15 protein-coding genes and 1 pseudogene are annotated in these 20,820 nt (G+C 73.4%); all 16 read right to left on the bottom strand.

Annotated elements, in window-relative coordinates; translation table 11 throughout:
* Positions 1-8: 8 nt before the first annotated feature.
* Positions 9-911: a UDP-N-acetylmuramate dehydrogenase gene (murB, locus tag H6693_01730; GenBank protein MCB9514893.1), complete on the bottom strand. Its 903-nt coding sequence runs from the start codon at positions 909-911 to the stop codon at positions 9-11.
* Positions 911-2,296, bottom strand: a complete 1,386-nt coding sequence (locus H6693_01725) for a UDP-N-acetylmuramate--L-alanine ligase (protein MCB9514892.1) — start codon at positions 2,294-2,296, stop codon at positions 911-913. The genes murB and H6693_01725 overlap by 1 nt, the downstream gene beginning before the upstream one ends.
* Before the next feature lie 127 nt (positions 2,297-2,423).
* A complete protein-coding gene (locus H6693_01720; protein ID MCB9514891.1) occupies positions 2,424-3,530 on the bottom strand; it encodes a hypothetical protein in 1,107 nt (368 codons plus the stop codon).
* A 36-nt stretch (positions 3,531-3,566) separates the two neighbouring features.
* A complete protein-coding gene (gene murG / locus H6693_01715) occupies positions 3,567-4,655 on the bottom strand; it encodes an undecaprenyldiphospho-muramoylpentapeptide beta-N-acetylglucosaminyltransferase (GenBank protein ID MCB9514890.1) in 1,089 nt (362 codons plus the stop codon).
* The gene (locus H6693_01710) at positions 4,655-5,875 is read right to left on the bottom strand and encodes an FtsW/RodA/SpoVE family cell cycle protein (protein MCB9514889.1); all 1,221 of its coding nucleotides are present in this window, start codon (positions 5,873-5,875) and stop codon (positions 4,655-4,657) included. Before H6693_01710 ends, murG begins: the two co-directional genes overlap by 1 nt.
* A complete protein-coding gene (gene murD, locus H6693_01705; GenBank protein ID MCB9514888.1) occupies positions 5,872-7,200 on the bottom strand; it encodes a UDP-N-acetylmuramoyl-L-alanine--D-glutamate ligase in 1,329 nt (442 codons plus the stop codon). The genes H6693_01710 and murD overlap by 4 nt, the downstream gene beginning before the upstream one ends.
* Complete coding sequence (locus tag H6693_01700; protein MCB9514887.1) at positions 7,197-8,285, bottom strand: phospho-N-acetylmuramoyl-pentapeptide-transferase; 1,089 nt, start codon at positions 8,283-8,285, stop codon at positions 7,197-7,199. Before H6693_01700 ends, murD begins: the two co-directional genes overlap by 4 nt.
* Entirely contained in the window at positions 8,286-9,704 is a 1,419-nt protein-coding gene (gene murF, locus H6693_01695) for a UDP-N-acetylmuramoyl-tripeptide--D-alanyl-D-alanine ligase (GenBank protein ID MCB9514886.1), read from the bottom strand.
* On the bottom strand, positions 9,701-11,098 hold the full coding sequence (locus H6693_01690; GenBank protein ID MCB9514885.1) for a UDP-N-acetylmuramoyl-L-alanyl-D-glutamate--2,6-diaminopimelate ligase: 1,398 nt from the start codon (positions 11,096-11,098) through the stop codon (positions 9,701-9,703). The genes murF and H6693_01690 overlap by 4 nt, the downstream gene beginning before the upstream one ends.
* A 98-nt stretch (positions 11,099-11,196) precedes the next feature.
* Positions 11,197-13,299 carry a hypothetical protein gene (locus H6693_01685; protein ID MCB9514884.1) on the bottom strand — a complete coding sequence of 701 codons (2,103 nt, stop codon included), beginning with the start codon at positions 13,297-13,299 and terminating at the stop codon, positions 11,197-11,199.
* 6 nt (positions 13,300-13,305) lie between these two features.
* Positions 13,306-13,743, bottom strand: coding sequence for a hypothetical protein (locus H6693_01680; GenBank protein MCB9514883.1), 438 nt, complete (start codon positions 13,741-13,743; stop codon positions 13,306-13,308).
* A pseudogene (gene rsmH, locus H6693_01675) lies at positions 13,737-14,671 on the bottom strand (16S rRNA (cytosine(1402)-N(4))-methyltransferase RsmH). Before rsmH ends, H6693_01680 begins: the two are co-directional and overlap by 7 nt.
* Positions 14,672-14,725: 54 nt before the next feature.
* Positions 14,726-15,127: an STAS domain-containing protein gene (locus H6693_01670; GenBank protein ID MCB9514882.1), complete on the bottom strand. Its 402-nt coding sequence runs from the start codon at positions 15,125-15,127 to the stop codon at positions 14,726-14,728.
* A 59-nt stretch (positions 15,128-15,186) separates the two neighbouring features.
* Complete coding sequence (locus H6693_01665) at positions 15,187-15,618, bottom strand: division/cell wall cluster transcriptional repressor MraZ (GenBank protein ID MCB9514881.1); 432 nt, start codon at positions 15,616-15,618, stop codon at positions 15,187-15,189.
* A gap of 198 nt (positions 15,619-15,816) precedes the next feature.
* On the bottom strand, positions 15,817-16,320 hold the full coding sequence (locus H6693_01660) for a hypothetical protein (GenBank protein MCB9514880.1): 504 nt from the start codon (positions 16,318-16,320) through the stop codon (positions 15,817-15,819).
* Positions 16,317-20,798, bottom strand: a complete 4,482-nt coding sequence (locus tag H6693_01655) for a VCBS repeat-containing protein (GenBank protein MCB9514879.1) — start codon at positions 20,796-20,798, stop codon at positions 16,317-16,319. The genes H6693_01660 and H6693_01655 overlap by 4 nt, the downstream gene beginning before the upstream one ends.
* Positions 20,799-20,820: the final 22 nt, after the last annotated feature.

Below are 20,820 nucleotides of genomic sequence, written 5' to 3'. Positions count from 1 at the left end.
CCGGCAGCCTAGGGCTCGCCATAGATCCTGACCTCGGGCTCGAGCACGACGCCCGTCTTCGCGGCCACGATCTCCGCCACCTCGCGCATCAGCGCCTCGACGTCGGCCGCGCGCGTGCGCCCCGTCTCGGTGACGATGAAGTTCGCATGCCGCTCGCTGATCCGCGCGCCGCCCACGCGGAGGCCCTTGAGACCGCAGGCGTCGATGAGACGCCCCGCGTGATCGCCCGGCGGATTCTTGAAGGTGCTGCCCGCCGTGCCCAGCCCCGCGGGCTGGCTCGCCGAGCGCGCGGCGATGATGTCCTTGAAGCGGGCGTCCGCCTCGGCGCGTGCGGGCGCGTCCATCACGGGCAGGTTCAGCACCAGCGACGTCACCACCACGCCCGCCGGCAGCCCGCTGCGGCGGTAGCCGAAGTCCAGCTGATCGCGCGTCAGCGTGACGGGCGCGCCGGTGGCCGCGAAACCCTCCGCGCTGACGAAGTGGTCGGCCAGCTCGCCGCCGAAGCAGCCGGCGTTCATGGCCAGCGCGCCGCCGAGGTTGCCGGGTAGCGCCGCCGCCCAGACGAAGCCTCCGCGTCCTTCCGCCAGCGCCCTGCGCGAGAGCCGCGCGCTGGCGAGCCCCGCGCCGCAGCGCGCCGCGTCGCCGTCGAAGTCCAGCGACTCCAGCGCGCGCGTGATGCGGATCACCGCGCCGCGGATGCCGCCGTCGCGCACGAGCACGTTGCTGCCCTCGCCGAGCACGGTGACGGGCAGGCGCTGCTCCGCGAGCCAGGCGAGCAGGGGACCGAGTTGCGCGGCGCGCGTGGGCGTGAAGAGCCAGTCGGCGCTGCCGCCGAGGCGGAAGTTGCTCTTGTCGGCGAGGGAGGCGTCCCGCTCCACGGGGCCGTCGTAGACCGCGGCGAGCTCCTGCATCAGCGGACTCCCCGCGTCGCCTCCAGCCGCTTCAGCAGATCCTCCGCGAAGCGGTTCAGGTCGCCCGCGCCCAGCGTGAGCACGAGATCGCCGGGCTCGAGCTCGTCCATGAGCAGCGCGGCGATCGCGTCCTTCTCGCCCACGCGGCGCACGGGAGTGCGGCCGCGCGAGGCCACCGCCCGCTCGATGAGCCCGGCGTCCACGCCCTCGATCGGCGCCTCGCCGGCGGCGTAGATCTCCGTGAGGATGAGGTCGTCGGCCGCGTCGAAGGCCTCCCCGAACTCGTCGGCCAGCATGCGCGTGCGGCTGTAGCGATGCGGCTGGAAGACGACCCGCAGCCGCCGGCCGAAGTGCTCGCGCGCGGCCTCCAGCGTGCGCGCGATCTCCGTGGGGTGGTGGCCGTAGTCGTCCATTATGATGATGTCATCGACGCTGCCAAGGACCTGGAATCTGCGCCCCACGCCCTGGAAGGCCGAGAGCCCGCGGCCGATGTCCTCGGGGCTCACGTCCAGTTCCAGCCCCACGGCAACGGCCGCAAGCGCGTTGAGCACGTTGTGACGTCCCAGCACGGGCAGCTCGAGCTCGCCGCCGAAGCGCGCACTGCGCCAGCGGAAGCGCGTCCCCCCCGGATGCTGCTCGACGATCTCGCCCTTCAGCGCGCAGTCGTCGCTCCAGCCGTAGCCCACCACGCGGCCGCGGATCTCGGGCAGCATGGCGCGCAGGGTCGGGTCCTCGAGGCAGAGGATCGACGCGCCGTAGAACGGCACACGGTTGAGGAAGCCGAGCACCGCGGCGCGCAGCGTGGCGAAGTCGCCGTAGTGGTCGAGGTGCTCGTTGTCGACGTTGGTCACGACGGCCCAGGTGGGCGCGAGGCGCTGGAAGGAGCCGTCGGACTCGTCCGCCTCGGCCACCATGTGCGGCCCTGCGCCGAGCCGCGCGTTGCTGCCGAAGCTGAGCAGGCGCCCCCCAACCACCGCCGTCGGGTCCAGCCCGCCGGCGTGCAGCACCTCGGCCACCAGCGAGCTGGTGCTGGTCTTGCCGTGGCTGCCGGTGATCGCGATGCCCCGCTTGAGACGCATCAGCTCGGCGAGCATCTCGCCGCGGCTGATCACGGGAATGCCGCGCTCGCGCGCCTCCACCAGCTCGGGGTTGTCCTGGGGCACCGCGCTGGAGTAGACGACCACGTGCGCCCCCTCCACCTGCTCGGCCCGATGCCCCACGTGACAGACCACGCCGAAGCTGCGCAGCCGCTCGAGCGCCGGCCCTTCGCGCTGGTCGGAGCCCGTGACGGTAAAGCCAGAATTCACAAGGATCTCGGCGATTCCGCTCATGCCGATTCCACCAATGGCGACGAGGTGCAGGTGTCGGGTGCGGCCAAGGTGCACGGCGCGGTCCTCCTAGGGGGCTTGGCGGCGGTTTATCACCCACCCCCGGGACCGACAAGGCTTTTGTTGTGCCGCGGATCTTGTACCGCGGGACAGCGCATGCCTCCTCGCTATCGCCCGCTCGGCGCTAGGCCGCGTACGCAAGCGAGTGCCGCCGATTGACGCCCAGCGCCGGTGTCTCGTCCTCGCCGGCGTAGGTCGTTGCCCAACTCGCCGGCAGCTCGATCCGGGTCCTGAACAACCGCTCCGATAGGATCTCCGGCACACGCAGCAAACGGTCGGTCAGCCCCTTCAGCATCGCCGGGCTCACGGGAGGCCCCTTCTCGTGCCGACGCTTCACGCAATTCCGCCAGACCACCAGGACCCAAAGCCTGAGCGCCGACGCGTTCCGCCGCTTTGACCAGGCGATCGTCTCCCGCCGGTGGTTCGCGCTGCTGTGACGGATCAGCAGGTCCAGCAGGTTCACCTCGAAGAGGTCGTTGTCGGCGTCCCGGCGCGCCGTCGAGGGCGTGATGTGGTGCTTGAACTTGATGTTCAGCGGCCGCATGGCCCGCGGGTAGGCCGGGTGGTCGTCGCTGCGGAGTTCCAGCCGATCCAAACCCCGGCAGACGATCCGCAGCAGCTCGCGAACGCCCTTCTCCACGGCCTTCCGGTCGGGTCTTCCCCAGCGCTCCTCGAGTTCCGCGCGGCGCTTCTTCTGATCCGAGCGCATTCGACCCTTTCGGCGGAGCGGGCTGTCGGTGAAGCCGAAGGTGAAGCTGCTCTCGGCCTCGACGGCCAGGTTGTGGTGGAAGGGGAAGTACTGGCTGTACTCGAAGGTCTCGAAGCCGTCGACTACAACGGCTCCCCGCGGTCTACAGCGCTCGAGGAGCCTGGTTTGGTAGAGCAGGCAGTGCCTCCCCAATCGAGCCAGCTGGCGATCCACGGTACTCGGCGCCACACCCAGATCCCGGGCGATCTGCCGATTGGCCATGCCGCCGACGGTCTTCATGAAGAGCCTGGGCAGGACGTCCGGCCGCTTGAGCCAGTAGCTGGTCGAGAAGGTCTGGGTACTGAAGGAGCGCTTGCAGTCGGTGCACTGGAAACGCTGGATGCAGTGCGGCTTGACGGCCCGGTAGTAGACGCCCTGGCGTTTGAAGGGCCAGCGGCCGTCCAAGATCCGGTGGTACTTGCAGTTGGGATTGGGGCAGAAGGGCGGCCGCCAGCTCTGGCTGAGAATCGTGGGCTTGTTCATGGCCTGGCCCCGGCAGGACCCGGGCCAGGTACAACATCAGCGGCACAACGCAAGGCTTTTCTGGATCGCCTCCAGGATCGCCGCCGTGGCCTCGGGCCGGCCCAGCGCGCGGCTCGCGGCGGCCATGGCGGCTTCGCGGCCCGGCGCGCGCCAGAGCCCGGCGAGGGTCTCGGCGAGGCGCGCGCCGGTGAGTTCCGCATCGGGGATGAGCACGGCGGCGCCTGCGTCCACGAGGGCCTGGGCGTTGGCCGTCTGGTGGTCGTCCACCGCGTGCGGGAAGGGCACGAGCACGGCGGGCAGTCCCAGCGCCGTGAGTTCGGCGAGGGTCATTGCCCCCGCGCGGCAGAGCACCCAGTCGGCGGCGGCGAGGCGGGCGGGCATGTCATCGAGGTAGGCGGCCACGGTGACGGCGGGCGCCAGCGGCGCCAGCGCCGCGGCCACGGCAGCGTGCTCGGCGGGCCCGGTCTGCAGCACGGCCTCGAGCGCGAACTCGCGCGCGAGCAGCGGCAGCGCCTCGGCCGTGGCCGCGTTGAGGCTGTGCGCCCCGCGGCTGCCGCCGAAGACGAGCAGGCGCCGCGGCGCATCCGCGGCGCGAGGCAGGCGCCGCAGCCCGACGAACTCCTCCCGCAGCGGATTGCCCGTCAGCAGCGTGCGCGCCCGCGCGGGCAGCTGCTGCGCCGCCTCTTCGTAGGCGATGAACACCGCGCGCGCACGCCCCGCGAAGAGGCGGATCACCCGCCCCGGCACGCTGTTCTGTTCCTGCAGGAAGATCGGCCGCCGCGCGAGCCGCGCGGCCAGCAGCACCGGCAGGCTCGCGAAACTGCCCGTGGCGAAGACGGCCCCGGGCCGCTCGCGCAGCAGGATCCCCAGCGCGCCGAGCAGCGCCACGCCGAGCTCCGCGAGAAAGCGCAGCCGCTGGAGCGGGCCCTTGCCCCGCCAGCCGTGAATCGGCAGCGCGCTGAAGGGGACGTCCGCGGCCGGCACCAGCTGCGCCTCGAGGCCCCGCCGCGAGCCCACGAAGCGCACGCGGCGGCCTGCGCCGCCCGCGAGGAAGGCCCGCGCCACCGCCAGCGCCGGGTAGATGTGCCCCCCCGTCCCGCCGCCGGTGACGAGCAGGCGGCGCATCAGCGCCCCGCCGCGCGGCGCGCGCGCTTGAGCGGCGGCTCGGCGCCACGCCGTCCGGCGCGGCTGAAGAGGTCCTCGGCCACGGGCTCCAGGCGACGCCGCCGCGGGATGAGGCTGCGGCGCGCGGCCTGCACGGGTCGTCCCGCTTCGGCGCGGCTCACCGACAGCACCAGGCCCAGCGCGAGCAGGTGCATCACCAGCGCGCTGCCGCCATGGCTCACGAAGGGCAGGGGCACCCCGGTGAGCGGAAAGAGCCCGAGGGTGACGGCCACGTTCATCGCCGTGTAGACGAAGAGCATGCCCCCCACGCCCGCGGCCAGGTAGCGCGCGAAGGGGTCCGCCTGCCGGCCGGCGATGCCCAGCACGCGCAGGCTGAGCGCGGCGAGCAGCGCGAGCAGCACGCTCGCCCCGAAGAAGCCGTACTCCTCGCCGACGATGGCGAAGATGAAGTCCGTGTGGTGGTCCGGCAGGAAGATGCGCTGGCGGTTGCGTCCGGCCCCCTGTCCGAAGCCGCCGCCCGCGCCGATGCCGATCAGCGACTGCCGCAGCTGGTAGTTCTCGGCGGAGTTCTCCGACGCGTCGAAGTGCAGCGTCAGGTCCACGCGCTGGCGGATGCGGTCGCTGCCCAGGTAGAGCGCGCCGACCATCAGCACACCGGCCAGCACGGCCAGCGCGAGCCAGCGCCAGGGCGGCCGCGCCGCGATGAGCACGCAGGCGCCGCTGAGGCCGAGCGCCAGCGCCGAGCCGAAGTCCGGCTGCAGCGCCACCAGCAGGACGCCGGCGGCCAGCGCGATCGCCGCGGGCAGGAAGCGTCGCCAGCCGGACATCGCCTCGCGGAGCGCCAGGCGATCGGCCATGAAGACCAGCAGGCCGACGCGGGCCGCGTCCACGGGCTGAATGGTGAAACCGCCGACGAAGATCCAGCCGCGCGTGCCCTTGATCATGGGCGCGCCCAGCACCCAGAGCAGCAGCGCGGCGCTCGCCACGGCGGCGGGGAAGGCCGCGCGACGGATCCAGCGCGGATCGGCCAACGCCGCCACGCCGAGGAAGGCGAGGCCCAACGCGATCTGCACGAGGCGGCGCAGCAGCAGGTGGCCACTCGCGCCCTGCGCGCCCGCGGCCACCTTGGCGCTGGCCGCGTAGAGCACGATCAGTCCCGCCAGCAGCACCAGCAGGATGAGACCCAGCAGGGGACGGTCCAGGCCGCGCAGGCTCCTCACGCGCTCGCCTCCGCCACCAGGCGGCGGAAGTGCTCGCCGCGCTCCTCGAAGTTCCGGTACTGATCGTAGCTCGCGCAGGCAGGCGAGAGCACGAGCAGCTCGCCCGGACGCCCGTCGCGCCGCGCGGCCTCCACCGCCGCGGCGAGGTCGCCCAGTTCGCGTCCACGCTCGCCGAAGGCGCGCGCGACCTTGTCGCCGGCCTCGCCGATACCGTAGGCGAGGCGCACGCCGGGCAGGCCGGCGGCGAGGGCGTCGAAGTCGCCGCCCTTGTCGCGACCGCCGGCGATGAGCAGCACGGGCGCGCTGAGGCCGCTCACGCCGGCCAGCGCCGCCTCCACGTTCGTGGCCTTGGAGTCGTTGTAGCAGCGGAGCGCGCCGAGCATCCCGACGTCCTCCATGCGGTGCGCGAGGCCACGGAAGCTGCGCAGTCCCTCGGCCAGCGCGCCCGCGTCGGCGCCGAAGGGCAGCACCAGGGCCAGCGCGGCGAGCGCGTTGGCCAGGTTGTGGCGGCCGGGCAGCGGCAGATCGTCGGCGGGGAGCAGGCGGTGCTCGCGGCCGTCCCAGCGGATGGCGAGGGCGCCACTCACCAGACCCGCGCCGTCGGCCACGAGAGGGCGCGTGGGGCTGGCGGCAAGGCGGCGCGCGGGGCAGTCCGCCAGATGCGCGCCGGCCGCGGGGTCGTCGCCGAGGGCGAGCCAGTCCTCGGCCGTCATGGCGGCGAAGGTGCGCAGCTTGGCGGCGTAGTAGTCCTCGAGTCGGCCGTAGCGGTCCAGGTGGTCGGGGCTCAGGTTGAGCAGCGTGGCCGCGCGCGGACGGAAGCGGCGGAAGGTCTCCGCCTGGAAGCTGCTGACCTCCACCACGTAGCAGTCGGCGTCGGGCGCGTCGAGCAGCAGGTCCGAGAGCGGACGGCCCAGGTTGCCGCCCGCGGGCGCGCGGCGCCCCTGGGCCTGGAGGAGGTGGGCCGCGAGGCTCGTCACCGTGCTCTTGCCGTTGCTGCCGGTGACGGCCAGCACCGGCGCCGCGCAGCGGCCGAAGGCCTCTTCCAACTCACCGCTGATCGGCAGGCCGCGCTCCGCGCAGGCGCGATGGGCCGCGCTCGTGGGCGGCACGCCCGGACTCACGACGACGCGGGTCACGCCCTCGAGCCAGGCGGCGTCGAAGGCGCCCACGCGGCAGTCGACGGCGCCGAGCGCCTCCGGCAGCGCGGGGAGCGACTTCTCGTCAGCGAGGCGCACGCGCTCGCCGGCGTGCGCCAGCAGGCGCGCCGCGGCGAGTCCGCTCGCCCCCGCGCCGAGCACCAGCGTGATGCCGCCCATGGACGTCATCGCAGCTTCAGGGTGCTGAGGCCGACCATGACCAGGAGCACGGCGAGGATCCAGAAGCGCACCACGACCTTGGATTCCGCCCAGCCCTGCAATTCGAAGTGGTGATGCAGCGGCGCCATCTTGAAGATGCGCTTGCCGCGGCGCTTGAAGCTCCAGACCTGGAGGATCACGCTGGCGGCCTCCATCACGAGCACGCCGCCCAGGATCACCAGCAGCAGCTCCTTCTTGATCAGGATCGCCACCGTGCCCAGCGCGCCGCCCAGGGCCAGCGAGCCCGTGTCGCCCATGATGATCTCCGCCGGATGCGTGTTGAACCAGAGGAAGCCGAGGCTCGCCCCCACCACCGCCGCGCAGTAGACCGTGAGCTCGCCGGCGCCGGGCAGGTAGACGATGTTCAGGTACTCGCTGAACACCCGGTGGCCGCTCACGTAGACGAGCCCCGTGAAGGCCACGAAGATGATGCTCACCACGCCGATGGCGAGGCCGTCGAGACCGTCGGTCAGGTTCACGGCGTTGCTGGTGCCCGTCAGCACCAGCACCACCACCGGGATGTAGAAGAGCCCCAGGTTGAGCAGCATCCCCTTGAAGAAGGGCAGCTCCATCGTCACGCCGCCGCCCTGGGGATCCAGCGGCTGGAAGTAGAGGAAGAGGCCGAGCGCGAGACCGAGGCCCACCTGCCCCACGAGCTTGTAGCGCCCGACCAGGCCCTTGCTCTGCTTCTTGACGACCTTCAGATAGTCGTCCGTGAAGCCCAGCAGACCCGTGCCCACGGTGACGGCGATCACCAGCTGCACGTAGCGGTTCGTGAGGTCCGCCCAGAGCAGCGTGGGGATGAGGATGCTCGCGAGGATCAGGAGCCCGCCCATGGTGGGCGTGCCCGCCTTGGCCTGATGGCTGTCGGGCAGCTCGGCGCGAATCCTCTCGCCCAGCTGCATGCGGCGCAGCCGGCGGATGACCCAGGGCCCCATGAAGAAGCTGATCACGAGGGCCGTCACCAGCGCGTAGGCGCTGCGAAACGTGATGTAGCGGAAGACGTTGAATCCGCTGAACCAGTCCAGCAGCAGGTAGTGCAGGTGATAGAGCATTCAGCGCCTCGATTCGCCCGTGCGGGCCGCGGCCCGCTCCAGCAGTCGGATCACCGTCTCCATGGCCATGCCCCGCGAGCCCTTCACGAGCAGCAGGTCGCCCGGCGCGAGACGCGCGGCGAGGGCCTCGGCCAGGGCGGCGTGGTCGTCGAAGTGCGCGGCGTCGAGTCCGGCCGCACGGGCCGCGTCCACCAGGGCGCGGCTGAGAGGGCCGTAGGCGAACAGCCCGGCGATGGCCCCAGCCGTCCCCAGCACCGCCGCGCGCTCGCCCAGGGCGCGGTGCAGGTCGGCGGCGCCGTCGCCGAGCTCGAGCATGTCGCCGAGCACGGCCCAGCGGCGGGCCTCCGCGGGGAGGGGCGCCGCGGCCAGCCACTCCAGCGCGGCGCGCATGGAGTCGGGGTTGGCGTTGTAGCTGTCGTCCACCACGGTCCAGTCGCCGAGCGGGCGCGTGCCGCCGCGGTTCGTCTCGCGGAAGGCGCCGGGCGCGGCGGCGGCCAGCGCTTCCGGCGCGGCGCCCAGCGTGCGCGCGAGCAGCCAGGCCGCGCCCAGGGCGAGCTGGCTGTGCCGCCAGGGCCGCGGCAAGGTGAGGGTCTGGCCGTCGACGCGCAGGCGGCGAGCGCCGGGGCCGTCGGGACCCAGGTCTTCGAGCACGAGGTCGCCCGCGCCGTGGCCGTAGCGCAGCAGGCGCGCGCGGCTGCGCGCGGCGAGGCGCGCGGTGTAGGGGCCGGCGGCGTCGAGGAGCAGCAGGCCGTCCGCGGGCAGCGCGGCGGCGAGTTCGCCCTTGGCCCGCGCGACGCCGTCGAGGTCGCCGAGCTGCTCGAGGTGCGCGGCGCCAATGTTGGTGATGATCCCCGCGAAGGGCGGGAAGAGCGCCGCGAGCGCGGCGATCTCGCCGAAGCCCGAGCATCCCATCTCGAGCACCAGATAGCGCGTGTCGGCCGGCGCGGCGAGGACGGTCATGGGCAGGCCGATCAGGTTGTTGAAGTTGCCCTCGCTCGCATAGCAGGGGCCCAGCGTGGCGAGGAGCGCGCGGCAGCAGTCCTTGGTCGCCGTCTTGCCGTTGCTGCCGGTGACGCCCACCACCACCGCACCCAGCGAGGCGAGGTAGTCCGCGGCGAGCTGCTGCAGCGCGCCCAGGGGACTCGTCACGAGGTAGAGCGACGCGTCGGGATGCGCGGCGGCCAGCGCGGCGTAGCGCCCGGCGTCGCCGAGCAGCGCGCCGCCGGCGCCGGCGGCCAGGGCGGCGTCCGCGTGGACGTGCCCGTCCGCCCGCTCGCCCTTCAGCGCCACGAAGAGCTCGCCCGGACGCAGGCTACGGCTGTCCTGCCGCGCGCCCCGCAGCGGACGCGTGCCCGTCCGCGACTCGCGCAGGAGTCCGTGCGCCCCGAGGCGCGCCGCGATCCAGTCCGGCGTGATCATCGCTCTCCGTTCAGCGCGGCCCAGGCCCGCCGCAGGACGTCCACGTCGTCGAAGGGCAAGCGCTCGCCCGCGATCTCCTGCGTGCGCTCGTGGCCCTTGCCCAGCACGGCCACCAGGTCGTCCGGCGCGGCGCCGTCCAGCGCGAGGCGGATCGCCCGGGCCCGGTCCACCTCTTTGTGCCAGCTTCCGCGCGAACGGTCCAATCCTGTTTCCATCTCGGCGAGAATCGCCGCGGGATCCTCGCTGCGGGGATTGTCGCTGGTGAGCACCACCACATCCGCCCCGGCCTGCGCCGCCCGCGCCATGAGGGGACGCTTGCCGCGGTCTCTATCCCCGCCGGCGCCGAGCACCACCACCAGGCGCCCGGCGCAGAGCGGCCGGCAGGCCGCCAGCACGCGCTCCACGGCGTCGGGGCTGTGGGCGTAGTCGACGATGGCGAGCGGCCCCTCGGCCAGCGGCACCCGCTGCATGCGGCCGGGCACGCCGTCGAAGGCGGCCAGCCGCGCGGCGAGCGCGGCGGGCGCTTCCCCCAGAGCGAGGGCCAGCGCCAGCGCGCCGGCGGCGTTGCTCACGTTGAAGTCGCCGGTGAGTGGGCTCGTCACCGCCAGCGAGCCGCCCTGCCAGTCCAGACGGAAGCGGCTGCCCGCGGCGCCCAGCTCCACGTCGCGCACGCGGTACGCCGCTCCCGGCGCGCGGCCGACGCCGAGGACGTCCCGCCCGTTCGCCCAGGGGGCGAAGGCGGGGTCGTCCGCGTTGACCAGCGCGGTCGCGCCCGGACGGCGCAGGCCGAGCAGGCGGCGCTTGGCGTCGAGGTAGCGCGCCATGTCGCCGTGATAGTCGAGATGGTCGCGGCTGAGATTCGTGAACAGAACGCCGGCGAAGGCCAGGCCGGCCACGCGCTCCTGGTCGAGGGCGTGGCTGCTCACCTCCATCGCGACGCCGGCCTGTCCCCGGTCGACGCTCTCGCCGAGCAGCGCCGCCAGGCTGACGGGATCCGGCGTCGTGTGCGTGCTCGGATGCACGGCGCCGCCCGTGTCGAAGCGCAGCGTGCCCAGCGCGCCCCAGCGCGGCGCGCCGCCCATCAGCGCCTGCAGCAGCAGCACGCAGCTGCTCTTGCCGTTGGTGCCGGTCACGCCGAGCAGCGCGAGGCGCGCGGCAGGGTCGCCCGCGAGTCGCTGCGCCACCCGCCCCGCGGCGCGGCGCGGCGCTGCGCAGAGCAGCGCGGGAACGTCGGGGGGGGGCGCGGCTCCCGCCGGCAGCAGCAGCGCCACCGCACCGGCGGCCAGGGCCTGGGGGATGAACGCGCGGCCGTCGGCGGCGGCGCCGGGCAGCGCGGCGAAGAGCGCGCCGGGCGTGACCCGGCGGCTGTCGATGGCGAGCGCGGCGACGGGCAGGTCGCGTCCCGCGAGCGCGCAGCCTCCCGCCTCGGCGTCGATCAGGGCGGCAAGGGCGGCGAGGGAGACGGGCGGCGGCTGCGTGACGCCCGCGGGATTCACGACGATCTCCCGCCGCCGGGCTGCGCGAGCCGCAGCGGAATCGCGCCGCCGCGCCCCGGATCGGGAGCGCCCTGCTCCACCACCACGCCCCAGCCGCGCGGCGCCACCTGATAGCCGCGCTCCAGCGCCAGCCGCCGCGCCTCGCGCAGGCTGAGGCCCACGAGCTTCGGCAGCGGACTCGGCTTCTCCGGGTCGCCGAGCACGAGGGTCAGCGGGCTGTCGGGGCGCTGCACGCAGCCGGGGTCCGGCTGCTGGGCCACCACGCGGCGGCCGTGGCCGCGCAGGCGCAGCTGCAGGCCGCGTTCGCCGGCCAGTTCCTCCGCCGCGGCGAGGTCGAGTTCGAGGAAGCGCGGCACGGGACGGCCGGCGAAGCGGCCGGGGTCCGGCGCTTCGCCCGCGCTGGGCGCGAGGAGCTCGGGGGTCGCCACGGCCAGCTTCTCGACGATGTGCGCGAAGGCCGGCGCCGCGCTCTGCCCGCCGTGGCAGTAGGCCCAGCCGGGCTCGTCGATGAAGATGCCGATCACGATGCGCGGCGCGTCCAGCGGCGCCACGCCCACGAAGCTCGCCAGGTACTTGCCGGGCTTGAGGCGCCCGCCCTCGAACTTCTGGGCCGTGCCCGTCTTGCCGCCCACGCGCAGCCCGGGGACGGCCGCCGCCGTGCCGGTGCCCATCTCGACCACGTCGCCCATGAGCTGGAGGATCGTCCGCGCCGTCTCCGGGCGGCAGACCCGGCGCAGGAGGACGGGCTCGTCCTCGCGCAGATGGCGGCCATCGGGGTCGGCGCTGCCCCGCAGGATGCGCGGCCGCATCAGCAGTCCGCCCGTGGCGAGCGCGCCCACGGCGGAGGTCACCTGCAGCGGCGTCGCGCTCAGCTCCTGCCCGAAGACCAGCGTCAGCTTGCTGCGGCGGGACCACTCGGCCGGCTTGCGCAGCACGCCTTCCAGCTCGCCGGGCAGCAGGACACCCGTGCTGTTGCCGAAGCCGAGGTCCTGCAGCGTGCCGAAGAGCTGTTCGCGGCTGAGGCGCTGCGAGAGCTTGGCGAAGCAGATGTTGCTGGAGAAGGCGAAGGCCTCGCGGAAGCTGAGGTAGCCGGGGTGGGGCGTGTCGTCGCGGACGGTGAAGCCGTCGATCTCGGCGCTGCCGTCCTCGGCGTCGATCTGCGTGGCCAGGCTCACGTCGCCGCGCTCGAGCAGGGCGATGCTGGTGACGGCCTTCAGCGTCGACCCGGGTTCGTAGAGCCCCTGCACCGGCAGCAGCTTCCACTGCGCGGGGTCGTAGCGATCGGCGTCGCGCGCCGCCACGGCCGGCCAGCTCGAGAGCGCCAGGATCTCGCCGCTGTGGGGATCGAGCACCACCGCCGCGGCGCCGTGCGCGCCCGACTCCTCCGCGGCGCGCGCCAGTTCGAGGTCCACGATGGCCTGGATCTTGTGGTCGAGGGTCAGGTAGACGTCCCGCCCGCGTTTCGGCTCCACCAGCCGCCGGTTGAGCGGCGAGATGAGCACGCGGCCGCGGTCGTCCTTCTGCACGAGTTCCACGCCCGGCGTGCCGGCCAGCTCGGCCTGCAGGCCCGCTTCGAGGCCGCAGACGCCCTGGTCCTCCGCGTTCACGAAGCCGAGCAGCGGGCCGGCCAGCGGCCCCATGGGATAGAGCCGACGGCTGCGCTGCTCGAGATGCACGACGCCGGTGGCGCGCAGCGCCTCGGTGGCCTCCACGTCCAGCGTGAGCCCCTCGTGCAGCAGCGCGTAGCGACCGCGCGCGCCCAGCGCTCGACGCAGCTCTCGCTCGCTGAGCCGCAGCGCGCCGGACAGGGTGGCCAGCAGCTTCTTGCGGCCCTCCGCCGAGCGCTCGCGATAGGCCTGCGGATCAGCGCTCACGCGGTACTGCAGCACCCCCACCGCGAGCGGCGTGCCCCCGCGGTCGTAGAGGTTGCCGCGGGGCGCGGCGAGCGGCAGCTCCTTCTGCCACTGGCGGTTCGCCAGGGAGAGGTAGTGGTCGTGCTGCAGGATCTGGAGGACGAAGAGCCGCAGCCCGAAGACCAGGGCCACGGCGACGATGATGACCCGCAGCAGGCCGAGACCGGGATCGCGCGAGGGAGCCATCGCCGACTAGCGGCGCTCGGCGGCCAGCGCCGGCGCCACGCCGAGACCCACGCTCGCCAGCCAGGTGTCGGGCGCCTCCGCGCCGCCGTTCTTCTCGCGCCGCGCCGGCACGAAGACGCGCCCCTGCAGATCGCTGAGGGCCAGGTCGCCGGCTTCGCCGTCACGCATGAGCTGCAGCGGCTGACGGCGCTGCGCCACCAGCACGCCCTGCTCCACGATCCGGGCGCGCAGCGCCTCGCGGCGCAGTTCGAGCCGGGCCACGTCCGCCGCGAGCTGCAGTCCGCGATTCTGCTGCCACACGAAGAACAGGAGGACGAGAAAGAGCAGCAGCCCCAGGAAGAACCACAGGTCCTTGCGCCGCAGCGCGTGCCGCGCGGCGACGCCCTCGCCACGGTGGCTGTGAGGATCCCAGGTGCGGGCTTCGGCGGCGGGAATGCTCAGCACGATGACCTCCTGCGGGCCGCGCGCAGACGCGCGCTGCGCGCGCGCGGATTGCGCGCGATCTCGTCGGCCTCGGGTTTCAGCGCCCGAGGGGTGAGCAGTTCGAAGCGCGCCACCCGGCCGCAGACGCAGACGGGCAGCTCCGGCGGACAGACGCAACCACGGCTCTCGAGGCGGAAGCTCTGCTTCACGCGCCGGTCCTCGAGCGAGTGGTAGCTGATCACGGCGGCGACGCCGCCCGGCGCCAGCAGGTCGGGCAGCGCGGCGAGCAGCGTGTCGAGGGCGCCGAGCTCGTCGTTCACGGCGATGCGCAGCGCCTGGAAGACGCGGGACAGCTCGGCCGTGGCCTCGCGTCCCACCGCGCGCTCCACCGCGCGGCGAAGATCGGTGGTGCTGGCGAGTCCCCCCGCGTCGCGCGCCGCGAGCATGGCGCGGGCGACGCGTCCCGCCGCGCGCGACTCGCCCAGTTCACGGAGCAGGCGGCGCAGGCCGTCGTGGTCGAGGCGGCGCAGCAGGTCGGCCGCGCTCTCGCCCGCGGAGCGGTCCATGCGCATGTCCAGCGGCGCGTCGAAGCGGTAGGAGAAGCCGCGCTGTGCCGTGTCGAGCTGCATGCTGCTCACGCCCAGGTCCAGGAGGAGGCCCGCGAGGCCGTCAGGCGCGCGCTCGGCCAGGATCGGCGGCAGCGCGTCGGGCAGTCCGCGGAAGTCGACGTGCAAAAAAAAACCCGGTCGCCGAAGGGCGACAGGCGTTCGGACGCCAGGGCCAGGGCGCTGGCGTCGCGGTCCACGCCCAGCAGCGTGGCTTCGGGCAGCGCGCGCAGAAGGGCTTCCGCGTGTCCACCGGCGCCGAGGGTCGCGTCCACGAAGAGCCCGGGACCTCCGCGTCGCAGCAGATCGACGCTTGCGTCCAGGAGGACCGGCTCGTGGGACATGGACCCCTCTCCTCGACAGTGTCGCGTGCGTCGCGGAAACAAGGGGGAAGCGGCCTAGAAGACCAGACCGCTTCCCCTTCTCTCACCCTCGTGCGGAAACTGTGAACTGGCGGCGAAGTCAGGCCGGATCCCCAAGGCCGCACTCGCCTCCGAAGGATAGACCGGAATCGATCTGGGAACGTCCCCCGCCGCCAGAATCTCCATGAGGTAGAAGCTCGGCCCGGCCAGCACCAGCTCGCCGCCGGCGCGCTTCACCTCGTCGTGCAAGTCGAGCAGCTTCGACAGCACCCGAAAGCGGATGTGCGTGGTGGCCGCAAGGTCCACCAGGAAGCTGCGTCCCCCCGTGGCCAGCCGCGAGCGCACTGCGCGAGCGAGTTCCTCGTGCAGGATGTCGTCCCACTCGTCGGCGGGACGCAGAGTCAGAATGCCATCCATCGGCTCGCAGATCAGGGTCACGGTCTCGCTCCAGTTCTTTCTCTCACCGACTCCTGCGCCCCCTCCAGGCTCACCCAAGCTCAGAGGAGGTGTTCCACCTCGCGAAGGGCGTCGTCCACGTCGCTGATCTGCGTGTCGAAGTCCGCAGGATTCCACAGCTCGATGTGGTCGAGCGCGCCGACGAGGAGAACCTCGTCGCGGATCCCGTAGTCGCCGAGGAAGCTCTTCGGCAGGTTCACGCGTCCTTGCCGGTCCACCAGGAGCGGCGCGGAGTTGTGGCTGAAGAAGCGGATCACCTGGCGCTTCTTGGATCCCGAGGGAAGGGCGTTCAGACGCTCCTGGAAGTCCCGCCATCCATCCGGGCCGTAGAGGATCAGGTGCTTGTCGAAGCCGCGTGTGACCACGAAGGTCTCTCCCCCCTCGATGCCCGAACTGCGGCGGAAGACGGCGGGCACCTGGAGGCGTCCCTTGTCGTCGACCTTGCAGCGATGGGTTCCGATGAAGGCGGCCATCTGGGCTCCCGCGCTCGATCCTCGTTGTCCCAGTTTCAGGAGAGTTGGTCCAATCCTCCCCACAACGCCCCACCTTACCCCCCAACCAAATGCGCGTCAAGCGCGTTCTCCGCGCGTGGCGCGAAAAAACTGCGGGGCCGCGCGCACGCGCGACGACCCGCAAGCTCAGGGGGATGGGAACGGATGCTGCCGCTAGATCTAGGGGACGTCCTCGGGGCCGCGCTCGAGGATCGCCAGCAGCGATGCGCGCGGTCGCGCGCTGAGACGTGGGACGGGCGCGTAGTCCGGGCTGCCCAGCAGCACGAGCACCCCCACTCCCCCACCGGGGGGCGGCGGCTCCACGCCCAGCGGGACGAGCGCCCGCCAGTACTCCAGCGTGTCGCCTTCGGAGCTGACCAGGCGCTGCAGCGCCGTGAAGCGGAACTCCAGCGCGCCGAGCGAAAGCGCCTGCCCTAGGCTGCGGCGCCCGAGCTCGCCCGCCGCCGGGACGGACGCGTCGAGCAGCGCGCGCAGCTCCTCGGCAAGGGCGGGCACGCGGCCGTCGGTCGGCGCGAGCAGGTGCTGCTCGCCCTGGCCGTGGATCCGCAGCTCGACGGGGGGGCGCTCGGCGGGAGCCGGCGGCGGCGACGCGCGGCGGCAGGCCCCCGTCGCCAGGGCGATCGCGAGCGCGACGAGGACGCCGAACCGGCTCGGGCGCGTCACTTCAGCAGCAGCAGGCGACAGGTCTCGGCGCCGCCGGCGTGGCGCAGCTGCGCCAGGTAGACGCCGCTGGCCTGCAGGCGGCCGGCCTCGTCGCGACCGTCCCAGAGCGCGGCGTGCCGACCGGCCGGCAGCAGACCTTCCACGAGCCGACGCACGCGGCGGCCTTCGACGTCGAGCAGATCCAGCGCCACGCGCCCCGGCGCGCCGAGGGTAAACTCCACCGTGGTGCTCGGGTTGAAGGGGTTCGGATGCGCGCCCACGAGGCGCGTGGCCAGCGGCGTGGCGGGAACGAGGAGACGCCCCAGCAGGACGCGCTGTCCGTCACGCCGCGCCAGGGCCGTGTACTCGAGCTCCTCGCCGGGCTGCGGGCTCGCGTCGCGCCAGCGGCACCAGCCCTCGCCGTCAGGCCGGAGATCCTCCGCCACGCGCAGGGCCCCCGACCAGGACGCGCCCGGCGCCGGCCGCCGGCGGCGCTCCAGGTCCCAGCGCGTCAGCGAGGGATCGCCCACGCGCCAGGCCACGCGCGCGGCGCCGTCGGCGGCGAGGGCCAGGTCCACGGCGCTGACGGCCACGGGCACGTCGTCCCAGCGGCCGGCCTCGCCGCGGCGCAGCGCGCTCCCGGAGAGCGTGGGCCAGGGGCAGGTCTCGGGGCCGAAGGGCCCGGAGAAGTCCCAGGCCAGGACGCGGCGGTTCCAGGTGGAGACGAGCAGCTCGATGTCCCCGTCGCCGTCGAGATCGGCGAGGCAGGGCGTCCCGCGTACCTCGCCGCCCACGGCGATGGGAAAGCCCGGCTGCACCGTGCCGTCGCTGCGGTAGCCGTAGATCACGCCCTGCTCGCTGCCCTGGATCACCTCGAAGAGCCCGTCGCCGTCGAGGTCGCCCACCACGGGACTGCACTCGGCGTGCATCGGCAGGTCCAGCGGCCAGCCGGCCACCTCGCTGCCGTCGAGCTGGAAGAGATGCATGCGCGAGGCGCCGCCGCCGAAGATCTCGAGGACGAAGAGCTCGAGGTCGCCGTCGCCGTCGACGTCGGCGGGCGCGGGGCCGGGCATCAGGTCGCCGCCGCCGCTGGCGAGGCGGCGGGGCCAGCCGGGCCAGCGGTTGCCGTCCGACGTGAAGACGTAGAGCGAGTCGTTCTCGCTGCAGAGGACGATCTCCAGCGCGCCGCCCGGATCGTTGTCGAGGTTCGCCACCAGCAGCGGCCGGCTCTCCTTGAGCCCGGGGAGCTGGTTGAGCGGGTCGAGATTCACCGGCCAGCCGGGGAGCTCGCTGCCGTCCCCGTCGAAGACGTGCAGGGAACGGTGCCCCAGGCCGCCCATCACCACCAGCTCGTCGTCGCCGTCGCCGTCGAGATCCGCGGCGGCCGGGGAGCCATCGGAGTAGCTGCCCAGCCCGCGCCTGAAGATGCCCGTGGTGGCCGGGTTGGCGTCGCCGTCGATGAGCTCGCTGCCGTCGGCGTGGAAAGCATAGAGATTGCCGCTGCGGTCGAGGGCGGCGAGTTCGTCGTCGCCGTCGCCGTCGAGATCGGCGGCCACCAGGTTGGCCCAGATCCAGTCGAGGGTGGGGCGCGGCCAGCCCGGCAGCACCTGGCCGGCGTCGTCCATGAGGAAGATGCGCCGCTCCGCGATGCCGCCGTAGTCGCGCGTGGCGACGGCGATGCGGCGGTAGGTCGTGCCCGGCACGGGGAGCAGCGTGACCGCCCCCACCACGTCCCGGACGGCGGTGGAATAGGGGCCGAGGGTTTGCGCGTCGCCGTCGCCGTCCAGCGGCTCGTTGCCGTCGGCGGTCCACACGTAGAGCACGTTGGCCCCCACCACCAGCTCGAGGCCGGCGTCCCCGCTGACGTTCCCCACCGCCAGCGGACAGCTGCTCGCCGCCCCCGTCGCCTGGGGAAAGCCCGCGAGCTGCGGCGGACTGGTGGACGTGTAGAGCGTGTCGGCCGCGGCGCTCTCGAAGCCGCCGCGGTCCACCGCCGTCACGTAGGCCCAGGTCTCGCTGTTCTCCGCGAGGCCCACCAGCGAGATCCCCGCGTGGGGTAGGGGCAGGGGCGTCACCCGCGTGAAGGCCGTGGGACTCGACTGGGAGACGTAGACCAGGTAGCCGGCCAGGTCCGCGTCGGCCACGGGCTCCCAGCGCAGCGCGAGTTCGCCCGCGCCCTCGCTGAAGCCCGCGCCAAGTCCGGCGGGCGGGCTGGGCGCGAGGAAGTCGAGGCTGTCCTCGCGCACGCGACCGAAGGCGTCGGTGAGGCTGAGCAGGGCCGCCGACGCCACGCCCGCGTTGACCCGCTGCACGAGGAAGCCCGGTGCGGGCGCGCCGGACTCCAGCAGCTCGAGGGGACCCAGGGTCGCGTCGCCCTCGAGCACGGTGAGGTCCACGTCGTGGGAGACGAGCTGCGCCGACAGCGGGCCGCCGCTGCCTCCGCCGAGGTTCACCCAGCGCGGCGCGGCGCGCCAGCTCTCGCTCTCGTCCCAGATGCCGTCGCCGTTGCCGACGTCCGTGAACGTCCACTGCGCGAGAACGGGCGCGGGGGCGCGCGCGATCACCGCGAGCGTGTCGCTGTGCAGCGGCTGCTGGGCGAGATCCTCCACGTGGAGCGCGAGGCGCAGGCGATGCGCGTCGGGGCAGTCGACCTGGGCGCGCAGCACGAGATCGCCCACGCCCCAGACGGCGCCGCCCGCGGGCAGCGCGCCGAAGCTCTCGGCGTCCGTCTCCACAGTGAGCAGCGGGTCGAGCGACTCCAGGCGCAGCGTGAAGGCCTGTGTGTCGGTCAGGCCGTCGTTGGCGATCTGCGCCACGAGACGCGCGCTCTCGCCGGCTTCGAGCAGGCCGTCGCCATCGTTGAGGGCGTCGAGCGCGGGGTCGTCATCGAGCTGCCAGTCCGCCAGGTGCGGCGCCGCGCCCGCGGGCGCGTTCACGGTGACGGCCCGCGTCTCCTGAAAAGCGTTCGGCGCCCAGACCACCAGGTCCATGGCGCCGGCGCTGAGCGGCTGGATGGGCAGTCGAACCAGACCGGCGGCGTCCGTCTCGCCGCTGGACCAGAGCTCGCCGGCCTTGCTCAGCGTGACCGTGGCGCCGGCGACCGGCTGCACTCCCGCGCGCACGGTGACGTCCACCTGCTGCCAGCCCGTCTCCACCGCGGCCGGGGCCGTGATGTCCAGGGTGCGCGCCGCACCGGCCCAGAGATCCAGCAGCGGGTCGCCCAGGTAGTTCATGATGAGGTAGGTCCAGCGGCTCGAGCCCTCGGCGTCGGTGCCGGGCGCGAAGGCCTGGCGCATCTCCAGCACGATCCGGCCGGGGCGCGTGAGGCCTTCCTGGAAGAGCTGCCTGTAGTAGTAGTCGGGATAGCGCCAGCTACTGAGCGGATAGCTGTCGCGGCTCGCGCCCAGCGCGGCCACCGCGCCGCCCACCGGGTTGCGCAGGAAGTTCTCGGCCAGGCAGTCGAAGTCGAAGGCCGCCGAGCTGCAGTTCATCAGCATCAGGTGGAAGGGCATGCTGTTGGTGAGCGCCAGCGCCTGGCCCACGGCGCAGCTGCCGTCGCCGAGGGACATGTTGTAGCGGAAGCCGTGGCCGTTCTGGTCGACGAAGGCCCAGTTCCCGCTGTCCATGGAGTCGAGCGCCGCCGCCACGTTGAGGCGCCGGGGCGAGGCCGCCGTGGCGCCCCAGAGCGGGTTCTCCCAGCTCTGGAAGAGCTCGTGGTGCTCGACGTAGGGATTCAACGCGTCGGCGATGAGCGCGGCGTCGAAGCTGCCGCCGTCGAGCAGGATGTCCGAGAAGGGATCCTCCGGCGACCAGCTCGAGGGCGTGAGGACCTCGGCGAGAAAGAGGATGCGCTGCTGGAAGTCGTCGCGGCGCGTCTCGCGGTAGGCGATCAGCTTCGCCACCAGCGCGGCCGCCTCGGCGGGCGTGCTCACGGGCAGCCGGCCCACCTCGAGCTCGGGGTAGAGGTCGGCGCCGTCGCCCGGCTGGCCTTGATAGCTGGACTCGCACCAGCGCGAGTCGCCGTCGCCGTTCCAGTTGCCGTCGAGGCAGGCGTAGTAGAGGTCGGTGGGCACGTCCTCGCCGGCGCCGCCGTGGAAGTAGCTGACGGCATAGCGCACGGGCACCACGTCGGTGTCGCCGCCCAGGATCACGGTCCTGAGGCCCCACTGCGCGTGGGCGTCCTGCAGGAAGACGCGCAGGTTCTCGGCCTGGTCGCGCCCCGGCGGGTAGTTCGCGGCCACCCACTCCAGCGTGCGCAGCACGCAGCGCGTGCCGCGGGCGAGATGCCAGTCCGCCAGGACCTGGAAGGCCGGGGCCAGCGCCTCGCTGGTGACGATCACCGCGTCCACCGGGCTGCCGTCCTCCGAGGGGAACTCCCGCGGCGCGAAGGGTCCGCCGCCGCGCGTCTCGGCGGCCGTCACGGCGCTCGCCGCCGCCAGCAGGCCGAGCAGCCCCATCCCCAGGGCGCGAAGCGGTCGGCGGAGCGAAGTGGACGTCATGCGCATCTCCCTGGCGGCGGAA

The organism is Candidatus Latescibacterota bacterium (genome assembly GCA_020633725.1).
Lineage (GTDB): Bacteria > Krumholzibacteriota > Krumholzibacteriia > JACNKJ01 > JACNKJ01 > VGXI01.
This window is presented reverse-complemented; position numbering and strand designations above follow the sequence as displayed.